At 34.6% G+C, this 18,636-nt stretch carries 19 protein-coding genes; 15 read left to right on the forward strand and 4 right to left on the reverse strand.

Going from position 1 to position 18,636, the window contains the following annotated elements:
* The first annotated feature begins 58 nt into the window (after window positions 1-58).
* A complete protein-coding gene (locus ATN92_RS16525; protein WP_056954085.1) occupies window positions 59-964 on the forward strand; it encodes a WYL domain-containing protein in 906 nt (301 codons plus the stop codon).
* A gap of 23 nt (window positions 965-987) precedes the next feature.
* Complete coding sequence (locus tag ATN92_RS16530; protein WP_056954087.1) at window positions 988-1,998, forward strand: helix-turn-helix transcriptional regulator; 1,011 nt, start codon at window positions 988-990, stop codon at window positions 1,996-1,998.
* 35 nt (window positions 1,999-2,033) lie between these two features.
* On the opposite strand, the gene ATN92_RS16535 is transcribed toward ATN92_RS16530, so the two are convergent.
* Entirely contained in the window at window positions 2,034-2,618 is a 585-nt protein-coding gene (locus ATN92_RS16535) for a hypothetical protein (protein ID WP_056954089.1), read from the reverse strand.
* A 209-nt stretch (window positions 2,619-2,827) separates the two neighbouring features.
* Between ATN92_RS16535 and ATN92_RS16540 the strand changes: the two genes are divergently transcribed.
* From ATN92_RS16540 to ATN92_RS16560, 5 genes are all read left to right on the forward strand, one after another.
* Entirely contained in the window at window positions 2,828-3,496 is a 669-nt protein-coding gene (locus ATN92_RS16540; RefSeq protein WP_056954091.1) for a type 1 glutamine amidotransferase, read from the forward strand.
* Between the two features lie 124 nt (window positions 3,497-3,620).
* Complete coding sequence (locus ATN92_RS16545; RefSeq protein ID WP_056954093.1) at window positions 3,621-4,139, forward strand: SRPBCC family protein; 519 nt, start codon at window positions 3,621-3,623, stop codon at window positions 4,137-4,139.
* Between the two features lie 5 nt (window positions 4,140-4,144).
* Complete coding sequence (locus tag ATN92_RS16550) at window positions 4,145-5,002, forward strand: SDR family NAD(P)-dependent oxidoreductase (RefSeq protein WP_056954095.1); 858 nt, start codon at window positions 4,145-4,147, stop codon at window positions 5,000-5,002.
* Entirely contained in the window at window positions 4,992-5,501 is a 510-nt protein-coding gene (locus ATN92_RS16555; protein ID WP_056954098.1) for a MerR family transcriptional regulator, read from the forward strand. The genes ATN92_RS16550 and ATN92_RS16555 overlap by 11 nt, the downstream gene beginning before the upstream one ends.
* A 57-nt stretch (window positions 5,502-5,558) precedes the next feature.
* Window positions 5,559-6,158, forward strand: coding sequence for an alpha/beta hydrolase (locus tag ATN92_RS16560; RefSeq protein ID WP_056954100.1), 600 nt, complete (start codon window positions 5,559-5,561; stop codon window positions 6,156-6,158).
* Between the two features lie 37 nt (window positions 6,159-6,195).
* Here the strand turns inward: ATN92_RS16560 and ATN92_RS16565 are convergent, their stop codons facing one another.
* Complete coding sequence (locus ATN92_RS16565; RefSeq protein ID WP_056954102.1) at window positions 6,196-6,909, reverse strand: hypothetical protein; 714 nt, start codon at window positions 6,907-6,909, stop codon at window positions 6,196-6,198.
* A gap of 215 nt (window positions 6,910-7,124) precedes the next feature.
* Window positions 7,125-7,364 carry a hypothetical protein gene (locus ATN92_RS16570; RefSeq protein WP_025086317.1) on the reverse strand — a complete coding sequence of 80 codons (240 nt, stop codon included), beginning with the start codon at window positions 7,362-7,364 and terminating at the stop codon, window positions 7,125-7,127.
* Between the two features lie 117 nt (window positions 7,365-7,481).
* Between ATN92_RS16570 and ATN92_RS16575 the strand changes: the two genes are divergently transcribed.
* From ATN92_RS16575 to ATN92_RS16600, 6 genes are all read left to right on the forward strand, one after another.
* Window positions 7,482-7,862 (forward strand): YueI family protein, encoded by a 381-nt coding sequence (locus ATN92_RS16575; protein ID WP_056954104.1) that lies wholly within the window; start codon window positions 7,482-7,484, stop codon window positions 7,860-7,862.
* Between the two features lie 17 nt (window positions 7,863-7,879).
* Window positions 7,880-8,860: a ribose-phosphate diphosphokinase gene (locus ATN92_RS16580; protein ID WP_054642828.1), complete on the forward strand. Its 981-nt coding sequence runs from the start codon at window positions 7,880-7,882 to the stop codon at window positions 8,858-8,860.
* A 279-nt stretch (window positions 8,861-9,139) separates the two neighbouring features.
* Window positions 9,140-9,844 carry a trehalose operon repressor gene (gene treR / locus ATN92_RS16585; RefSeq protein WP_056954107.1) on the forward strand — a complete coding sequence of 235 codons (705 nt, stop codon included), beginning with the start codon at window positions 9,140-9,142 and terminating at the stop codon, window positions 9,842-9,844.
* Between the two features lie 41 nt (window positions 9,845-9,885).
* Window positions 9,886-11,403: a PTS transporter subunit EIIC gene (locus ATN92_RS16590; RefSeq protein ID WP_056954109.1), complete on the forward strand. Its 1,518-nt coding sequence runs from the start codon at window positions 9,886-9,888 to the stop codon at window positions 11,401-11,403.
* A gap of 10 nt (window positions 11,404-11,413) precedes the next feature.
* Window positions 11,414-13,732 carry a glycosyl hydrolase family 65 domain-containing protein gene (locus ATN92_RS16595; RefSeq protein ID WP_056954111.1) on the forward strand — a complete coding sequence of 773 codons (2,319 nt, stop codon included), beginning with the start codon at window positions 11,414-11,416 and terminating at the stop codon, window positions 13,730-13,732.
* A gap of 115 nt (window positions 13,733-13,847) precedes the next feature.
* Window positions 13,848-14,489 carry an SDR family oxidoreductase gene (locus ATN92_RS16600; protein WP_056954113.1) on the forward strand — a complete coding sequence of 214 codons (642 nt, stop codon included), beginning with the start codon at window positions 13,848-13,850 and terminating at the stop codon, window positions 14,487-14,489.
* A gap of 356 nt (window positions 14,490-14,845) precedes the next feature.
* On the opposite strand, the gene ATN92_RS16605 is transcribed toward ATN92_RS16600, so the two are convergent.
* Window positions 14,846-15,208, reverse strand: coding sequence for a hypothetical protein (locus ATN92_RS16605; RefSeq protein ID WP_056954115.1), 363 nt, complete (start codon window positions 15,206-15,208; stop codon window positions 14,846-14,848).
* A 435-nt stretch (window positions 15,209-15,643) separates the two neighbouring features.
* Here ATN92_RS16605 and ATN92_RS16610 point away from each other — a divergent pair, with 435 nt between their 5' ends.
* Together ATN92_RS16610 and ATN92_RS16615 are read left to right on the forward strand one after the other, a co-directional pair.
* Window positions 15,644-16,480 carry a PRD domain-containing protein gene (locus ATN92_RS16610; protein WP_056954117.1) on the forward strand — a complete coding sequence of 279 codons (837 nt, stop codon included), beginning with the start codon at window positions 15,644-15,646 and terminating at the stop codon, window positions 16,478-16,480.
* Between the two features lie 121 nt (window positions 16,481-16,601).
* Complete coding sequence (locus ATN92_RS16615; protein WP_056954119.1) at window positions 16,602-18,605, forward strand: beta-glucoside-specific PTS transporter subunit IIABC; 2,004 nt, start codon at window positions 16,602-16,604, stop codon at window positions 18,603-18,605.
* Window positions 18,606-18,636 lie beyond the last annotated feature (31 nt).

The following is an 18,636-nucleotide window of genomic DNA, read 5'->3' on the forward strand; positions in this document are numbered from 1 at the left end:
GGCGACCCTCAATGCTAAAATTTGAATTGTTGTAAAGGTTAGGAGAGGGGGCCAACTGTTGACTAACAGCAAGGACAAAAACAGTCAAGAACGAGTGTTAACTATCATGGGGAGAATGATGCTCGGAGAAAAGATTAATATCAATAATGACGCTGAGAGATACGGCGTTTCTAGGCGTACGATTTTACGCGATTTAAGTACGATTAAGCATACTTTAATAGACAAAGAAGTAGGAAACTATCAATTACAAATCAAATATAATGAGAAGCAAAATAACTATAGTATTTTTGACCATGGAAAATTATCTTGTACAGAAGCGATAATTACACTTTTACCTTTACTAGGCAGTGAATTAAAGGCTGATAGTAAGTTAATTAATAGAATACAGAAGAACATAATTTCTTTAGTGGCAACCGATGAAAAGAAAGCTGTAGGAACTTTGCTAGCTAGTTCGTACGAATCTAATGGTTCGATAAAGTCTAATAATAAAGATGTTTTGAAACTTATTCATCAATTTATAGATGCAATAATTAATCGAAAAACGGTTCAGTTCACATATAATGGTCAAACCCAAATACTAAAAGGTGTACCAATATCAATATTCTCAAAAGAAGATCATTATTATATATTGACCTACGTAGGAAGTGGACTAAGTAAGAATGTTGTTTATCGGATAGATCAGTTTCAGAATATCAAAGTCTTAAATAATGAAATTAAAGTTCCTCGAGAAAAACTAGAAGATAGAAGTCAAATTGGCAATAAAAATTATGTTTCTAATAGTGGTGAAGAAATCCATTATCGTTTTCTATACCTTGGAAATCCTCAAGATGCCTTAAACCGGTTGCCTGATTTTCATATATCCGGTCATAAAGAAAATGGAGTCATTATTGAAGGAAATATAATTTATGCTAAGGATCTAGTATGGGTATTGGACCATGGTAAACAAGTAAAAATGGAAAAGTAAGAATATTTTAGGAGGCAATTTCAATGGACGATGAATTAGAGGATGAAGAAAAACGTATTAAGGAATATGGTAGTCGTTATCGAATTGTAGAATTACTCCTTCAGTTGCTTTCTGGTGAGACGTTTAACCTTGAAGAATCGATGAAACATTATGGTGTAAAGAAGAAGGCCATCCAACTAGATTTAAAATATATGAGATTCCTATTGGATCGATATATGCCTGATCGAAAAATTGTTTATGACGTGAGAGATCAAGTTTATCGAGTTGAGAACGAAGGACAGATTACTTCAGCAGAAGCATTGACAATTCTAAAAATGGTTATTGGAACGCGTGCTTTTAGTAAAAGTGAATTGGAAAAAATCGAAGAAGAAGTTCTGAATTTTGTTTCCTTTAGTGAACAGTCAAGTGTTAAAACCTTGTTATCAACAACATTAGGTAAGTATTATCCTGTTAAAACACAGGATGATTTGGTAGAAAGAATTGATGAATTTTCTAATTGGATTCTCAAACATAAGATAATTGAGTTTACATACCGTAGCAGCAGAGATGGCAGTAATTCTGATAAGACATTTGTGGGTACACCAATTAATCTGTATTTTGATACTTCATTTTATTATGTAATGATCTATTTAATGGAAGACGGCGATGATAAGGACAATCCACGAGTCTTTAGAATTGATAGATTTGATTTTCCGATTAAGGAAAAACGTAAATCTTACAATATCCCATTTAGTAAAAAAGTCGATGAAGGCGAAGTACTGAAAAAAACATATCTATTAAAAATGGGGAATGACGTAAACTATACATTTCAATACTGGAATTATCCTCAAACAGCTTTAGATAAATTACCAGGATCAAAGATTGTAGAAACTAAAGATGATGGTAGTGTGATCATCAAAGGCGAGATATTCTCAGAGGGTGCCTTGTTGTGGATTTTAAGTCAAGGAGATGGGCTAAAGGTATTAGGTCCAGAATCATTAGTTAAAGAAGTTAAAACTCGTTTGAAAAAAGCAGTTGAATTATATGATAAATAAAAAAATCGTTTGGATTAATATCCAACCGATTTTTTTTACTTATTTAGAATATCTTCAATCTGACCATGAACCCTTTCAGCCTTCCACCAACCGTTTGATCTTGAATAATGGTAGATTTTTTTTACGTCACGTTTAGCAAATTTATTAAGGGCATCAAATGTTTTTGTACCTAATGCAATTATAGTAACATCGTCAGGAATACCTAATTCGTCAAGATGATTTTCAAACTTTTCAACATCATTTTGAGTTATTTTGACTTTGTCACTTTTACTTTCTATTGTAGAGGAGACATCGGTCATGAATGAACCCCAAATTTCGGTTCCGTAAAGAGCGGCGGCCAAGCGATAGTCAGCACTCTTTTTAGCACCATGAAAATTTGAAAATGGTTCAACTGGTTGTTCAGAGGCTGCATTACCAGGGTTCATTCCAGCAATAACATATTTTGAAGATTTAAGCTTGGCGTCTAAATCTTTATTTAGTTTTTCAGATGGAGAATGATTAGGTTGATAGTTATCCCCAAAAAGCTTTTGACGCTCATCAGGTGTTTTATTTGTAAGATCAGTATCTGGGATATCCCAAATTGCCCAACTATCCATAGAATTAAATTTTGGATTTCTCATATTTAATATCTCCTATAAGTGATTTTTTAAGCTTCAACAATCGTTGATAAATATAGAATAACACCGTCAGTTGTCATAATATGTCACTACTTATATTTTGAAAATAAAATGTATTTTTATTAAAAAAATTTATCATGCTATAATATTCCCATCTTGGGCAGTTGCAGGCGATACCCAGTTAAACATTGCCGTTGAGTGAAAGGATTTATATGCGAATAAATGTTTTGCAACACACTCCAAATGAAGGTCCAGGGATGATTCAGGATTGGTCACAAGCACATGGACATGAGATGTATATTTATCATCCATATCAGTTTGGCTATTTACCAACCGCCGATGAAACTGACATGTTGGTTATTTTAGGAGGTCCAATGAGTCCTAATGATGACTTACCTTGGATTAAGCAAGAGCGTGAATTGATTGCAAAAATGATTGAACAGGATAAACCAATTTTTGGTGCTTGTTTTGGAGCTCAACAAATTGCCAAACAACTTGGCTACAATATTACCAAAGCACCAGCTAAGGAAGTTGGTTGGGCACCGGTATATTTACAATCACAAGTAATCCCTGATTTACCTGAACAGATGAACGTTTTACATTGGCATGAAGAAATGTTTGAAATTCCTGATGAAGCTGAATTATTATTCTCCAGTGATAAGGTTAAGAATCAAGGCTTTGTAATGAACCATCGTATTATTGGTTTACAGTTTCATTTTGAACCGAAGGCAGATAACGTCCGTGAGATGGTGGTAAATGATTTTCTATATATCGAAGGCTCAGTTTTGAATCAAACGGCTGATGATATTTTGCAAATGACCGTTCCAGTTGAGAATCCTGAGATTCTATTCAATTTATTAGACTATATTAGTAAAAAGTAGATTTATGTAGGCGAGGATTAAATTCTTCGCCTTTTTTTTACAAAAAAGTTGAAATTAATCCTTGTCCTGAAGTCAGCTCCAGGATATAAGATGATTTTATTCTTTAAAAAAGAGGACATAAAACATGAAAACAATTAATTGGTCTACAGACTATTTACCAGGAAAAACAGATAATTCTGTTTCTAATGAAGTTATCACTGACAAAGCTAACATTGAAGATATTTGGAATAATTTGGTCGACACTTCTAAATGGGAAAAATATTATGATAATGCAACGAATATCGAGTTGAGTATTAAGGATGATACTAAATTACATTTTGCAGAGACATTTCATTTTAATACATTTGGATTCCCTATAGATGCACAGGTTATGGAATTAGTAGAACCTAGTGACGGAAGAATTGCACGTTTAGCTTGGCATGGATGGCAAAACGGTGATGAGAAAACACAATTTGACGTTTATCATGCTTTTCTAATTGAGAAGTTGAGTGATGGACGGATTCGCTTGCTGACACAAGAATCACAAATTGGTAAACCCGCTGCAGAATTATCACAACAAGATCCAAATCCAATGCTCAATGGTCATCAAAAGTGGTTGGATGGTTTAGTCAAGTTTACTAAGAATGGTGGCAAGGAGGAATAGAAATAATGGCAAAGACATGGTTAATAACAGGTACTTCTAGTGGATTTGGCAAAGAACTAGCACAAATTGTTGCTAGTAAACAAGATACTAATTTGGTGGCCGCTGCACGAAAAATGGAAGATCTGAACTATTTGGATCAATTTGACAGTAATAAGATTAAAAAGGTAATTATCGATGTAACAAATCAATCTGAAATTAAGGATGCTGTTTCAAAGGCAAAAGAAAAATTTGGTACAATTGACGTTTTAGTGAATAATGCAGGATTAGGATATTTTTCGACGATAGAAGAAAGTGATATGGATCAAGTTCGGTATATGTTTGAAGTCAATGTTTTTGGTTTAGCTAATATGACCAATGCTGTATTACCAATTATGCGTACACAAAAGTCGGGTGTTATTGTAAATCTTTCTTCAGCCTTAGCCCTAACAACGTTGCCTACAATGGGATTCTATAGTGCTACAAAGTATGCTGTTGAAGGATACGCCGATACTTTAAGGCAAGAAGTGGCTGATTTAGGCATTCATGTTATGAATGTAGAACCTAGTGGTGCTAGGACAAATTGGTCCGGACGTTCTTCAAATAAAGTTGTTCCTAATATTTCTGATTATCAGGAATTTGGAAATTCAATAGTACATGTATCTGATTCGGTTACTGGTGCTCCCGGAAATCCTCAAAAGATAGCTGAAGTGATTTATAATCAAATAGAAGATAATGAAGTAATTCCTGAACATTTACCTTTGGGACAATTTGCTTATGAAGGAGGACTCGGTAATTTGGAGAATTTAATTTCTGAAATAAAGAGTCGTCAGGAGATTTCATTATCTACGGACGACTCATTGCTAGGAGAGAAATATGAGCTATAGTATAGGACAAGTGTCGAAGAAATTAGGTGTCACGATTGATACAATTCGTTATTATGATAAATCAGGATTATTGCCGTTTGTTAAACGTAATGATATTGGACGACGTGAATTTACAGACAACGATATTCATTTAATGAGAACGATTATTTGTTTAAAAAATGCTGGTGTTTCAGTAGTTGATATTTCTAAATTCATTGAATATCGTCTTCAAGGTGATAGTACATTAGAAAAAAGATATCAATTGTTAGAAGATCACCGAAAAGATTTACAACAGCAGATTACTGATTTAGAAGATACTATGAGTTATTTAAAATTCAAAGAATGGTATTATCAAACCGCTGTTGAGGCAGGAACAGAAACGATTCATTTTGTCCCAGGAACAAATGAAGTTATCTCAGACCTAGACAAAGAATATAGTCAACATTTGAAAAGTGAGGGAAATTTAAAAGAGTTACAAAATTTTGCAAATGTTAAAGATTATCGTAATCGCAATAATTAAAATAAAAATAAATAATCCACTGGTTTTGTTTGTCTTTATTTGTTGGAGGATGGGATTTTGAAAAAAGTTATCCTGTATGTTCATGGAAAAGGTGGCAGTGCCGCAGAAGCTGAACGGTTTAAAAAAGTTTGTCCTGAGTATGATATTGTTGGGATTGATTACAAAGAATACTTGCCTTGGATTGTAGAAAAACAAATTAAGGATGTATATGATCAAGTAAGTCCACAATATGATCAGATATTGATATTAGCTAACAGCATTGGAGCGTATTTCTCAATGTTGACGAAGGATATAACGATAACTAAAGCTTTATTCATCTCTCCATTATTGAATATGGAACAATATTTATTAACTTCAATGAAGAAGAATAATATTACTGAAGCTGAATTACGTGATAAAGGTGAAATAGTGATTGGTCAAGAGAAATTCTCTTGGCAGGCATTACAGTATGTTCGAGATAATCCGCTTGATTGGCAAGTTCCAACTGAAATTCCATATGGTGAACATGATGATCACACTTCAAAATCAGTGTTAAAAGGCTTTGTGCAAAATCATAACGTTAATGTAACGGTGATGAAAGACGGCCAACATCGTTTCCATACCAGACCTCAGTTGGCTTTTCTCGATAATTGGCTTCAAGAAAAATTAAACAAATAAAAAAAGTCGAATCATTACGATTCGGCTTTTTGCATGTTTAAAGTCCTGATGTGTAAGGTCTAATACTATCAGCGAGAACTTCGGAATTATCATCGAAATGCCAGGTGATATTTTGAAGGTCAGGTTTAAATTCATTAACGTTAAGATTAGATTCAGCGAGGGCAATTGTTGGCGAGGAGCTAGTGGTTTGTAAATTTTGACCAGCAACATTTGAATTATTCAAGGCGTAAAGTTCACAGAAGGATTGATTGTCATTGGAATTAATCATGAGGTCAGAAAATTCAAGCAGACTATTATCATCTAAATAGATTGTGCTATCAATGATGGAATTTTTGACAGAAGAATCAGTTAGTTTAGTGACTAAGCCAGCAATATGTGTATTTTCAAGGTAAAGTTGGCTGTCTTCCAAATCCAGACTGGCAGCGTTCAAATTATTGATAGTTATTGTTGAATTAACTAGTGAAATTTGCGCGTTTTTACCATAAAGACAATCCCATTTGTCTTGAGAAGTGTGGGAGATGTGAATGTTGCGTCCGAATAATTGCGTGTTATTGTACATTGCAATCGTGTTAAATTGATTTTCACCATAGGCAAGGGAAAGATTTTGAGCAATAAAAATTGCACCTTCATCTAAAAGAAAAGCACAGTTTAATCGAACAGCATCGGGATTGTGCGTTTGACCAACTATAGTCAGGTTATGTTTGATAGTGAAGATGTAAGGTTGTGATTGTGAAAAGTAAACTCCAGGCAATAATTTAATTGTGTCACCTGATTTGGAATTTTCGATAGCTTTATATAATTCAGTTTCATTATTATTTTTTTACCAATTGTAATAGTTGTCATATGACGACCTCCAATTAATTTATACTTCTATTCTAATCAGGGGAATGTCATATTATGGCATTTTACGGTGGCGTAAAAAAAATGACCCGAATTTATTATGAGTTCAGGTCATTTTTTTAATAATTAAATTTTTTTCTTCAAATGATAAGGAACTACACTCTTATCAGAATCTTTAACGTCTGATTTTTCGTCTTTTGCAAAGTATACGACAAAAGATTTTTTATCGCTGACATCCTCAGCAACGATAAGGGATGATTCATAAGGATCTTTAGCTTTGTAAATTTGTGCTCCGCGGACAGCCTCACCAAAGTCTTTAGAGTTAGCAATGGCATCGCCGGGGTTAAAAAATACCATCTCATCCATAAGTAACACATCCTTTCTTTACCCACATTATACAATTTTACTTGCAGGGTAAGGAACAATTATCATTCTTTTATATTATTACTTTCTCAGCTATACTATGACATATGGAGGGTTAATATGACTAACGTTGAAGATTATATAAAGAAGAATATTTTTGGCAAGCCACAGTTAAAGCCTGATGAGAAAAATAAATTTTTGGGAAACTTTGCTGAGAGGGTAGCGATTGCTTTAACCGTTTCACAAGTAAAAAATCCGGACAATGTAAATATTGTTGAAAACGTAATGAAAAAGTACCCGGAGTATCATTTGTATTTAAATGGAAAAATAGATTCATATTTACTGGATAATTATCTACAATTGAGTGTAAAATTAAAGTATAAGTTTACAATAGTTTCACAATCGGGAGTTAGAACTAAAAACAAATCATTGTCGGAAAACGACATGGGCTTGGTGATTGCCGATGAGAGTAAACCTGTTGGTAGACCAGTACTTATATAATTTTTTGGAGGACAAATATGTCTAATAGTACATTAGATAACGTTGCTTTACTTTCTTTAAATGGTAATAAGCCATTAGCTAAGAGAATTTCTGACTACATGGGTATTCCATTATTGGATGCAAGTGTTTCACATTTTAGTGATGGTGAAATTAACATTCAAATTAATGAAAGTATTCGTGGAAAAGATGTTTACATCATTCATTCAGTTTCAGATCCTGTAAATGATAATTTCATGGAATTAATGATTGCTGTAGATGCTCTTAGACGTGCAAGTGCACAAAACATTAATTGTGTATTGCCTTACTTTGCATATACTCGTTCAGATAGAAAATCTCGTTCAAGAGAACCTATCTCTGCAAAGTTGTTTGCAAACATGTTGGAATTAGGTAAGGTTGATCGTGTGATCGCCCTTGATATGCATGCTGACCAAATTCAAGGATTCTTTGATATTCCTGTTGATCACTTACGTGCTATGCCTATTTTCGCTAGTTATTTTGAAAAGAAGATCAAGAATCCTGATGATTTTGTCTTCGTTGCTCCAGATCATAACTCAACTAAACGTGCTCGTGCCTTAGCTGAAGTCTTCGGTTCACAAATTGCTATCGTTGATCAAAGATCAACTGAAGATAGTAATGTCGTTCCTGACATTATTGGTGATGTTGACGGTAAACAATGTGTTATTGTTGATGATTTGATCGATACTGGTACAAGAATGATCAATAGTGCCGAAGCTGTTAAAGTTGCTGGTGCCAAAACAATTTCAGCTGTTGCTACACATCCAATCTTTTCAAAAGATGCTGCTAAGAGACTTGAAGCCTCAGATCTTATGCAAGTTCTAGTTTCAGATTCAATTGTGGTACCCGATGAATGCAAGTTTGATAAATTAAGAATTCTTTCTGTAACAGACCTTGTCGGTGATGCTATTAAAATGACAGAATTGAATGAATCAATTGATTCATTATTTACCGTTCGTGATAGCTATACAGAAATTAAATAAGTTAATACGAAATCAAAAACAGACTTAATCGTGATGAACGATTAGGTCTGCTTTTTTTTGAATAGAATTGCTATTAAATAAATAAAAAATTATGATTTAAATATTAAATAAATATAATCGACATAAAAGAATAAATAAAGGTGAAAAAACTTGTCTAGTTTTAGTTTGGTAATTCTTCCGGTGTTTGTAATCAACTTGTCTAGGTTTTTCCGATAATGCCTTTAAAACGTTGATGTAAGCGCTTTTTATTTATGCTAATCTTAGGTCGTTGGAGGTCATATGAAAAAGTACTTGGTAATTTACCACGATTTATTAAGTGGTATTCAAACACAGAAATATCAATCAGGAGAACTTCTTCCCAGCAATCAGCAGTTGGTGATGCGTTACCACGTATCCCGGGAAACGGTACGTAAGTCAATGCAATTGTTGGCAGATGAAGGATATATTCAAACCATACGAGGCAAGGGAAGCTTAGTTTTAAGTACAAAACGATTTTCGTTCCCAGTCTCATCAATAAAAAGTTATAAAGAAATAGTTAAAGAAAATGGCATGGATTCAAAAAATAAAGTGATTAAGATTCAGGATCATGTTTTAGTGCCAGAAAATTTACTTTTTGGATCTGATCAAATTTACGCACAACTGATTGTACGAGAAAGAATCGTTAATGGCATACCAACCATTTTAGATTATGATTACGTGAATGAAGATATTGTCAAAGATATTCCTGTGGAAGAGGCCGAGAATTCGTTGTTTCACTATTTTGAACATAATTTAGGATTAACAATTGATTATGCTATTAAACATTTGACGATTGAAAATCCTGAATATGAGGACTGCAATCAATTGGAAATTTCATCATCAGTACCAATGGTTGTTGTGCGGAGTGAAACCCATCTCACTGATAGCCGAATCTTATCATATACCGAGTCACGACATCGAGCAGACAAATTCAGTAGTGTCGAGTTTGCTAGACGCCATCATTAAATGCCAAAAATAAATATTAGTAATACGGGGGATTGAGAATAATGGCAAAGAGTAAAGATTATTCAGAGTTAGCATCGCAGATTATTTCTTATGTCGGCGGACCTGAAAATATTAATAAAGTCATTCATTGTATTTCACGTTTGAGATTTTACTTAAAAGATGAAAAGAAAGCACAAACGGAAAAGATTACTAACCTAGATGGTGTTGCAGGCGCCTTATATAATGCCGGTTTGGGTCAATACCAAGTTGTCATTGGACCAGCAGTTACTGATGTTTATGATCAAGTGATTGCTCAATTAGGAGAAGGCTTTTCTGATGAGGAAGCCACTGAATCAGCGGTTGAAGAAACTAATAAACAGGCTAAAGTTCAACAAAGACCTACAAGTCTTTGGGGTTGGATCTCTAAAGGATTTCAATTATTAATTGGAACTATTACTGGTTCAATGATTCCTATTATTGGATTACTTGCTGCTTCTGGTATTTTAAAGGGATTTTTAACACTCTTTACATTTAATTTGAATTTAATTGATACTAAATCAACAACTTACATCATTATTAACGCTATGGGCGATTCAGCCTTTTACTTCTTACCGATTTTAGTTGGATACACGGCTGCCAAACAATTACGTTCTGATCCGATTGTTGTAGCTGCTATTGCAGGTGTTTTAGTTCACCCAACTATTGCTGCTTTGTGGGCAGCACCAACTAAAGGCATGGCAACTTTCTTAGGTATTCCAATGAACGCTGAATTTTTCGGTATGCCTATCCATATTCCACAGTACACATATTCAATTTTCCCAATTATCTTTGCTGCTTGGTTAGCAAGACCAGTCGGTAATTGGCTTAAAAAAGTTTTACCACTCAGTTTACGTTCAATTTTCCAACCATTATTTACGCTATTTATCGTTTCTGCTGCTGTCTTAGTTATCATGGGACCAGTTATTTCATTAATTTCAAGTGGATTGGCTGCTTTAATCAACATGTTAGTAACAGCTAATGAAGCTATTGCTGGATTAGTAATTGGTGGTTTGTATCAAGTTTTAGTAATTTTCGGTTTGCATTGGATGGTTGTTCCTATCGTTTCAAACGATATTGCTATGACTGGTCATTCAGTTTTGAATGCTTTAATCAACTTTACAATGATTGCTCAAGGTACTGGTGCTTTAGCAGTTTGGGCTAAGACGAAGAATGCTAGTGTTAAAGGCTTATCATTGGCCGGTGCTTTATCGGGTTATGCCGGAGTTACTGAACCTGCTATGTATGGTATCAATTTGAAATACGGACGTGTTTTCTGGATGTCTAATATCGGTGGTGCCGTTGGTGGTTTCCTTGCTGGATTAATGAAAATCGATATGTTTGGTTTTACAGGATCATTGATTGGTTTCCCATCATTCTTCTCTAAGACAAATCCTAATAATATTTGGGCCTTCGTTATCGCTAGTGTTGTAACTATTGTTATCTCATTCGTTTGTGTTTACCTATGGGGCTTCAGTGATGCTGACTTAACTAAAGTTAAAGCAGCTCAACAGAAGAACGTTTTTAAAGATGCTGTAAAATAAGGAGATCGTTATGACAGAAAATTGGCAAATAATTTATCGGGATACGCCAAGTGGTGTTAAATCCTACAGTCAAGAAGCTCTATTAACTTTAGGTAATGGATACCTCGGTTGGCGGGGCGCACCGTTGATGAGTCGTTATAACGCTAATCATTATCCTGGCTTATATGTTGCCGGAATTTTCAATCAAACAACGACCAAAGTTAATTCTCGAGACATTATAAATGAGGATCCAGTTAATTTTCCCAATCCTCAATTATTAAAGATTAAAATTAACGAAACTGAAATTACGGTTCCTTATGATCAAAGAAAAGCCACTCTGGATATGCACAAAGGTAAGCTAACAGAAGAGCTAGTTTACCCAGTTGATGCAGGGCACTTGTTCATTAAAACGACTAAAATCTGTGATCCAATATCTTATCATCGTTTGGCTTTAAAGGTAGAGTTATCTTTAGATTTTTCAGCTCAGGTCAGTGTTGAAATGATAATCGATGGTAAAATTCAAAATCAGAATGTCGCTCGCTATCGTAAATTCAATAGTCAGGAATTTAAAGTAACTCAAATAGCCAATCACGTTTTACAAGGGAAGACCTTGCAATCAAATATCAACTTTGCTGTAGGTGCTAAGACAACTAGTCCAGATGTTAGTTTTGAGACGACTTATAATCAAGATTCAATTGTGGACCGTGCAACGATTAAATTAGCTGCTAAACAAGTTTTTGATGTTAAACGGGTTATGGCGGTAGCGACTGATTATGAGAGTTCAGATTATTTGAAGATTGTTAAAACTGCCCTTGATAAAGGTACTTTTGAAAAAATTTATCAAAACAATTTACAACATTGGTCTGATTTTTGGAAAGATGCCGACGTTGAAATAAACAGTGATGATAAAGATATTCAAAAATTGATTCGTTTGAATATTTTCCAATTACACCAAGCCGCACAAAAACTAGCTAATCCGGACTTAGATGCATCAGTTGGTTCACGTGGATTGACGGGTGAAGGCTATCGTGGACATATTTTCTGGGATGCACTTTTCTTCGTTCCTTACTACACAACAATTGAACCCCAAACAGCTAAAGCCTTAATGAAATATCGGATCAAGCGATTACCGGCTGCTAAGAAAAACGCTGAGTTGCAGCGAGAACATGGCGCTATGTATCCTTGGCAATCGGCTAGTATTGGTGATGAACAGGCTCAGCTAATCCATTTGAATCCAATGACTAATGAATGGTATCCTGATAATTCACGTTTACAACGTCATGTGTCTTTAGCTGTTGTGTATGATATTTGGAATTATACACAGATGACAGGTGATAATAGTCTGTTAGAAGAAGGCGGCTTGAATGTACTTTTGCAGACAAGTAAGTTTTGGATAGAAAAAGCCGAGTATGATGGTGAAAACTACCATATATCTGGTGTCATGGGCCCGGATGAATTCCATGAAGCTTATCCGAATACAAATCAAGGTGGTTTGTCAGATAACGCCTATACTAATTTAATGGTAGCTTGGTCATTGTCCTGGCTGTTGAAATTACGTAAAGAAATGCCAGAGATTTTTATTAAAGCCTGTGAAGAATCAGACTTTGACGAAATATTAATTCGTAAGGCTGATGAAATGGCTCATAAGTTAAAAGTTTATATCAATGATCAGGGTATTGTTGAACAGTATAATCACTATTTTGAACTGAAAGATTTGGATTTAGCTGATTATGAAAAGAAGTACGGCGATATCCATCGAATTGATCGCATTTTAACAGCTGAGAATAAATCAGCTAACGACTATCAAGTTGACAAACAAGCTGATTCATTGATGATGATTTACAATTTGGGACCACAAGTAATGCAAAAGACCTTAGAGCAATTGGGTAATAATTTGCCAAAAGATTGGTTGAAAAAGAATCGCGATTACTACTTAGCCAGAACTGTACATGGATCAACTGTTTCTAGACCTGTCTATGCTAGTATCGATATCGCTTTAGGAGACGTCGATAAAGCTTGGGAAAAATTACAAGTAGCCATCCGTTCTGATTATGATGATATTCAAGGTGGAACGACCGCTGATGGTATTCATACTGGTGTTATGGGTGCAGTATTAACCGTTATTATGCGTGATTTTGCTGGTGTAAAATTCGTAGATGGTATATTGAACATTGATCCACGGCTACCAAGTAAGTGGCAAAGATTATCATTTACACAACAATATTGTGGTGTAAAGTATCGTCTGAATTTTGAAGATAATACGATAAAAATTAAAGCTGATCAGGGATGTGTCATAAAAGTGTGTGGCCACGAATGTCAGTTAGAAGCTAATAAAGAAGTTAGTTATTAAAAAAACATTCAGGAATTATTTTATTAATTTCTGGATGTTTTTATGTGGAATACATAATAATGGAAAAATTAAATACTTGTTGTTAAAGTGAAGTTACTCAAGGAGGTATTTTTTAATGAAAGTACTTATTATTGGCGCCCATGGTAAAGTAGGGCGTTTGTTGATTGATGAACTTCAAAACAAGCAGATTGATTTTGCTGCAGGATTACGTAGTGAGGAACAAATTAAGGCTTATCAAGCAGAAAATATTCCAACACAATACATTGATTTGACTGCACCGATAGCTGAAATAAAGAACTCAATTGAAGCCTCTGGAGCTGATACATTAGTTTTCACAGCAGGTGCCGGTGGTGCTGGTTATGATTTGACTATGGAAATTGACTTAGATGGTGCCATTAAGACAATGGATATCGCCCAAACATTAGGTATTAAGCGCTACATTATGGTTAGTGCTGTTTATAGTGATGATCGTAGCAAGTGGGAAGCTTCAGGAATCAGACCATACTATATTGCTAAGCACTATGCTGATAAGTATCTTCGCAGCACAAACTTGGATTACACAATTGTACATCCGGGAATGTTGACGAATGATGATGCTATAGGAAAAATCAATATTCAAAGCAATTATGAAGGTGGTAGTGTTCCAAGAGCTGATGTAGCTAAGGTTATTGCCCAAGCTTTGGAGACACCTTCTACAATTAAGAAGGATATTAACTTTGTCACTGGTGATGAAGACATTGTTAAAGCTGTAAGATAAATAAGAAACTGAATGTCATTAGAGGCATTCAGTTTTTTTGTTTAAAAAGTATTAACCTCATGAGATACTGGAATTAGAACTAAAAAATTGGGATGTAGATTGTCCTCTCTGAGGTGAGAAAATATGATGAAATCGAAATTTTTTAGAATATGTATAGCCATTATTGTTACTTTTTCAGTTTCTTGGATAGTATCGATCATTTGGCCTTCAGGATTTTCTTTTGACAGTAACACCGTCAAAACGTTACTGATAGTGAATATTTGTTTTGCTTTAGGAGTATTAATATCGAAGTGTCAGAAAGAATAAAAATAAGGTTCAGAAATCAATTAAGATTTCTGAACCTTATTTTTATGTCCTTAGGCAAGTAAAGTTTCTGGGACAGTAGTAGTTTTCTTTTCAAGACGACGTGAAATATTCTTTCTGAGTTGTTCATTTTCAAAAACAACTTGATCGTAGTTATTTTTGGCTAAGTAGCGGGCAACTTGTTTAGAGAAATAATTAGCTTTGACAACGTCCTGTTTATTGGAACGTTTCATAAAAGTACTGAAAAAATTATTCATCATTGAATTGAGAACATTAGTGAAGAAGGGGATTCTGATCTGTTTAGTATTAGCAGTGTACCAAACCTTTTGATTATCGAGTGTGATGATAAGTTCGTTACCACCGACATAGGGAATCTTCTTGGTATTCATGGCTACGACAGCAATTTTTTTTGGCATATGCAAGACTCCTTAGCAAGTTTAATTATTAGCATAATATCATGATAAAAAATATATTAATAAAAAACGATTTTTCTGCTTACAGATATAATGTTCAAAACCTTGTTAGGTCAAGTATAACGAAGTACATAGACAATTTGTAGCGTTTATTTAATACTTCTTAATTGACAACGTTTACATTACATTTTATCGATTTTTTGATCAAGATTATCTAACCAAAATGACAATAAATGAACCTTAAAAAATTCACTTTCTACAATAAAAATTGATACTTTTGTAGTTTAATTTAGGAAAGATACTTGACGTATTATTTAGAAACCGCTATCATGGTTCCTGTAAACGATGTGTGTTACTGATTCGATCAGGCATAAACCTACTAATATTGTGCATATTTTAGTGTGCAATTAGTGGGTATTTTTTTTAGGGGGTAAGTCATTGAAATTTGTAAGAAATTATAATAATAATGCAGCCCTTGTAGTTGATGACCATCATGTTGAATGGGTAGTTGTTGGAAAAGGCATCGGATTTGGCAAGAAAACGGGTGATTTGGTGGACGCATCAAAAATCACTCAACGTTTCAAGTCGGAGAATACAGCAAACATTGATAATTTAGGGGAATATGATAAATCTATCATTGATGTAACTTCTGATATAGTTAACGATGTCGAATCTTTTTTAAAGGTTAAATTTAATGATTATCAATATTTAATTTTGGCTGATCACATCAATTTTGCTTACGAACGGGCAAAAGAGCACATTGAGTTTACGGATAGAGCAGTTAATTGGGAAGTAAAAAAGTTATTTCCTAAAGAATATCAAGCATCATTAAGGGCAATTAAAATCATCAATAAGGATTTGAAAGTTAATTTTGCTAAGGATGAATTAGTTTTCTTGACGTATCATTTTGTTAATTTGGAGAATGAAAAAGAATCCCTTCAGGACACGATCCAAGTTTCCAAGATAATTTCCGATATCATCAATATTATTCAAATCAGTTACCATAAGACTTTGGATGATGAATCATTCAGCTATAGTCGTTTGGTTTCACATTTGAGATATTTTTTAATTAAGAAAATCAAATCCAATAAGCCTGCTGGTGAACAATTGGACCCTAGTTTATTGAAATTAATGATTGCTAAATATCCTCAAGAGAATCAAACTGTTCAAAAGATTTCTACATTTTTACGAAATACTAAAGGATGGGCATTGTCGTCAAATGATCAAATGTATTTGATCTTACATGTTTGGCGAGTAACCCATCGAGAAAATTAAATACTAGCGTGTTACTGTTTGGCAGGCATTAGCTCAAGAAAATTACATTACTATTGGTGAATAGTGGTGTGATCTCTTGAGCTTTTTTATTTGCCTGATACCTGATAAAGGAGAAATTATTATGAAAGACTATGATAGTTTAGCTAAAAAAATTGTTAAATTAGTCGGTGGCAAAGATAACGTTAAAAGCGTTGTTCATTGTGCCACAAGATTACGTTTCAAATTAAAAGATGAAAAAAAGGCTAATACTGAAGAATTAAAAGATACTGAAGGGGTCGTAACTGTTGTTCAAAGTGGTGGCCAATATCAAGTTGTTATTGGTAATGAAGTCGCTGACGTTTACGATCACGTTGTTAAAGTGGGTGGTTTCCCAGATGGTGGAACTGTTCCTGATGACTATGGTGAAGATGATGAAAAAACTAGTTTACTAGATAAATTTATTGATTTGATTTCTGGAATTTTTGCCCCAGCACTAGGCTGTTTGGCTGCAACTGGTATGATCAAAGGCTTGGCAACTATTCTAGTAACAACGGGAGCCGTAACTAAGACTTCTGGTACATACGTTATACTTTACGCAATTGGGGATGCTTTCTTCTACTTCCTACCAATTATTTTAGGATTGTCGGCTGCTAAGAAATTCGGCGTTGATCAATTCATCGGATTATCAATTGGTGCAGCGTTAGTTTATCCAACAATCGTTGCTTTGAATCCGACTGCTGTAACTGGAAAACCATTATTCACTTTGTTTGCTGGTTCAGCGTTATCTTCACCAATTCACATTACCTTCTTGAAGATTCCAGTAATTATGATGAACTATACTTCATCAGTTATTCCTATCATTGTGGCGATGTGGATTGCCTCTAAGGTTGAACGATACTTAAAGAAAGTCATTCCAAGTGTTGTTAAAACCTTCCTAGTTCCATTCTTTACTTTATTAGTTGTTGTCCCATTAACACTTTTGGTTGTAGGACCAATTACATCATGGATCAGTGATGGATTAGCTGCTGGTGCTTCAGCTCTTTACAACTTAAGTCCAATTATTACAGGTGCCGTTATTGGTGGTTTGTGGCAAGTTCTTGTTATTTTCGGTTTACACTGGGGACTTGTTCCATTGGCAATGTTAAATATTCAAAATCTTCATTATGATCCAATTCTTGTTTTAACTGGTGCCGCATCTTTTGCTCAAATTGGTGCCGTTCTAGCAGTTATCATGAAAGTTAAGAGTAAGAAAGTTCAAGGCCTTGGTTGGTCAGCCTTCTTATCCGGTATTTTTGGAATTACAGAACCAGCTATTTATGGTATTACTTTACCTCGTAAAAAAGTTTTCGCAATGAGTTGTGTTGGTGCTGGTATCGGTGGTGCCTTAATGGGATTATTCGGTACTAAGGCTTACATGGTCGGAGGACTTGGTGTCTTCTTATTCCCTAGTTACATTGGTGCTAGTGGTATGGATATGTCAGTTTACGGCGCTCTTATTTCATGGGTTGTTGCTTTTGCTGTTGCGCTTGGACTTTCACTAGTCTTTGGTTTCAGTAAAGAAGATATTAAGAACGAAAATGCAGTTGAGGAACCAACTTCAAATAATGCAGAACCACAATTAGCCACAGCTATGGCTAGTTCAGCAACAGCTACAACAACTGCTGCTCCAGAAACAGTTGAAAAAGAAGCAGTTACACCAGAAACAATTATCAGTCCTGTTAAAGGTTCAACCGTTCCATTGAGTGACGTTAAAGATGAAGTCTTTGCTTCAGAAGCACTTGGTAAAGGAGTTGCCATACTTCCTGATGAAGGAAAAGTTTATTCACCAGTTGACGGGACAATTACAGTTGTCTTCCCAACAAAACATGCTATTGGTATTAATTCTAAAGATGGCGCTGAATTGTTGATTCATATTGGTATGGATACAGTTCAACTAGAAGGTAAAGGTTTCACTAGTCACGTTGAACAAGGCCAAGAAGTCCATCAAGGTGAGCTATTAATGGAATTTGATGTTGACGGAATTACCAGTCAGGATTATGACGTTACAACGCCAGTCATTGTTACTAACTCAAAGAATTATAACAATGTTAGTGTGTTAGCAGATGGTCATGTTGAACCTGGTGACAGTATTATTGATTTAAAATAAGCTTTAATTTTTATGTCAGAAAGCGTTAACA

The organism is Companilactobacillus bobalius, from assembly GCF_009764355.1.

What these genes read in the sequence shown, in the direction of transcription:
- treR (WP_056954107.1), top strand. Translation starts at nt 9,140, where the DNA reads ATGAAAAAGTACTTGGTAATTTACCACGATTTATTAAGTGGTATTCAA.
- ATN92_RS16580 (WP_054642828.1), top strand. Translation starts at nt 7,880, where the DNA reads ATGTCTAATAGTACATTAGATAACGTTGCTTTACTTTCTTTAAATGGT.
- ATN92_RS16545 (WP_056954093.1), top strand. Translation starts at nt 3,621, where the DNA reads ATGAAAACAATTAATTGGTCTACAGACTATTTACCAGGAAAAACAGAT.
- ATN92_RS16550 (WP_056954095.1), top strand. Translation starts at nt 4,145, where the DNA reads ATGGCAAAGACATGGTTAATAACAGGTACTTCTAGTGGATTTGGCAAA.
- ATN92_RS16615 (WP_056954119.1), top strand. Translation starts at nt 16,602, where the DNA reads ATGAAAGACTATGATAGTTTAGCTAAAAAAATTGTTAAATTAGTCGGT.
- ATN92_RS16570 (WP_025086317.1), bottom strand. Translation starts at nt 7,364, where the DNA reads ATGGATGAGATGGTATTTTTTAACCCCGGCGATGCCATTGCTAACTCT.
- ATN92_RS16535 (WP_056954089.1), bottom strand. Translation starts at nt 2,618, where the DNA reads ATGAGAAATCCAAAATTTAATTCTATGGATAGTTGGGCAATTTGGGAT.
- ATN92_RS16605 (WP_056954115.1), bottom strand. Translation starts at nt 15,208, where the DNA reads ATGCCAAAAAAAATTGCTGTCGTAGCCATGAATACCAAGAAGATTCCC.
- ATN92_RS16590 (WP_056954109.1), top strand. Translation starts at nt 9,886, where the DNA reads ATGGCAAAGAGTAAAGATTATTCAGAGTTAGCATCGCAGATTATTTCT.
- ATN92_RS16555 (WP_056954098.1), top strand. Translation starts at nt 4,992, where the DNA reads ATGAGCTATAGTATAGGACAAGTGTCGAAGAAATTAGGTGTCACGATT.
- ATN92_RS16595 (WP_056954111.1), top strand. Translation starts at nt 11,414, where the DNA reads ATGACAGAAAATTGGCAAATAATTTATCGGGATACGCCAAGTGGTGTT.
- ATN92_RS16540 (WP_056954091.1), top strand. Translation starts at nt 2,828, where the DNA reads ATGCGAATAAATGTTTTGCAACACACTCCAAATGAAGGTCCAGGGATG.
- ATN92_RS16530 (WP_056954087.1), top strand. Translation starts at nt 988, where the DNA reads ATGGACGATGAATTAGAGGATGAAGAAAAACGTATTAAGGAATATGGT.
- ATN92_RS16600 (WP_056954113.1), top strand. Translation starts at nt 13,848, where the DNA reads ATGAAAGTACTTATTATTGGCGCCCATGGTAAAGTAGGGCGTTTGTTG.
- ATN92_RS16575 (WP_056954104.1), top strand. Translation starts at nt 7,482, where the DNA reads ATGACTAACGTTGAAGATTATATAAAGAAGAATATTTTTGGCAAGCCA.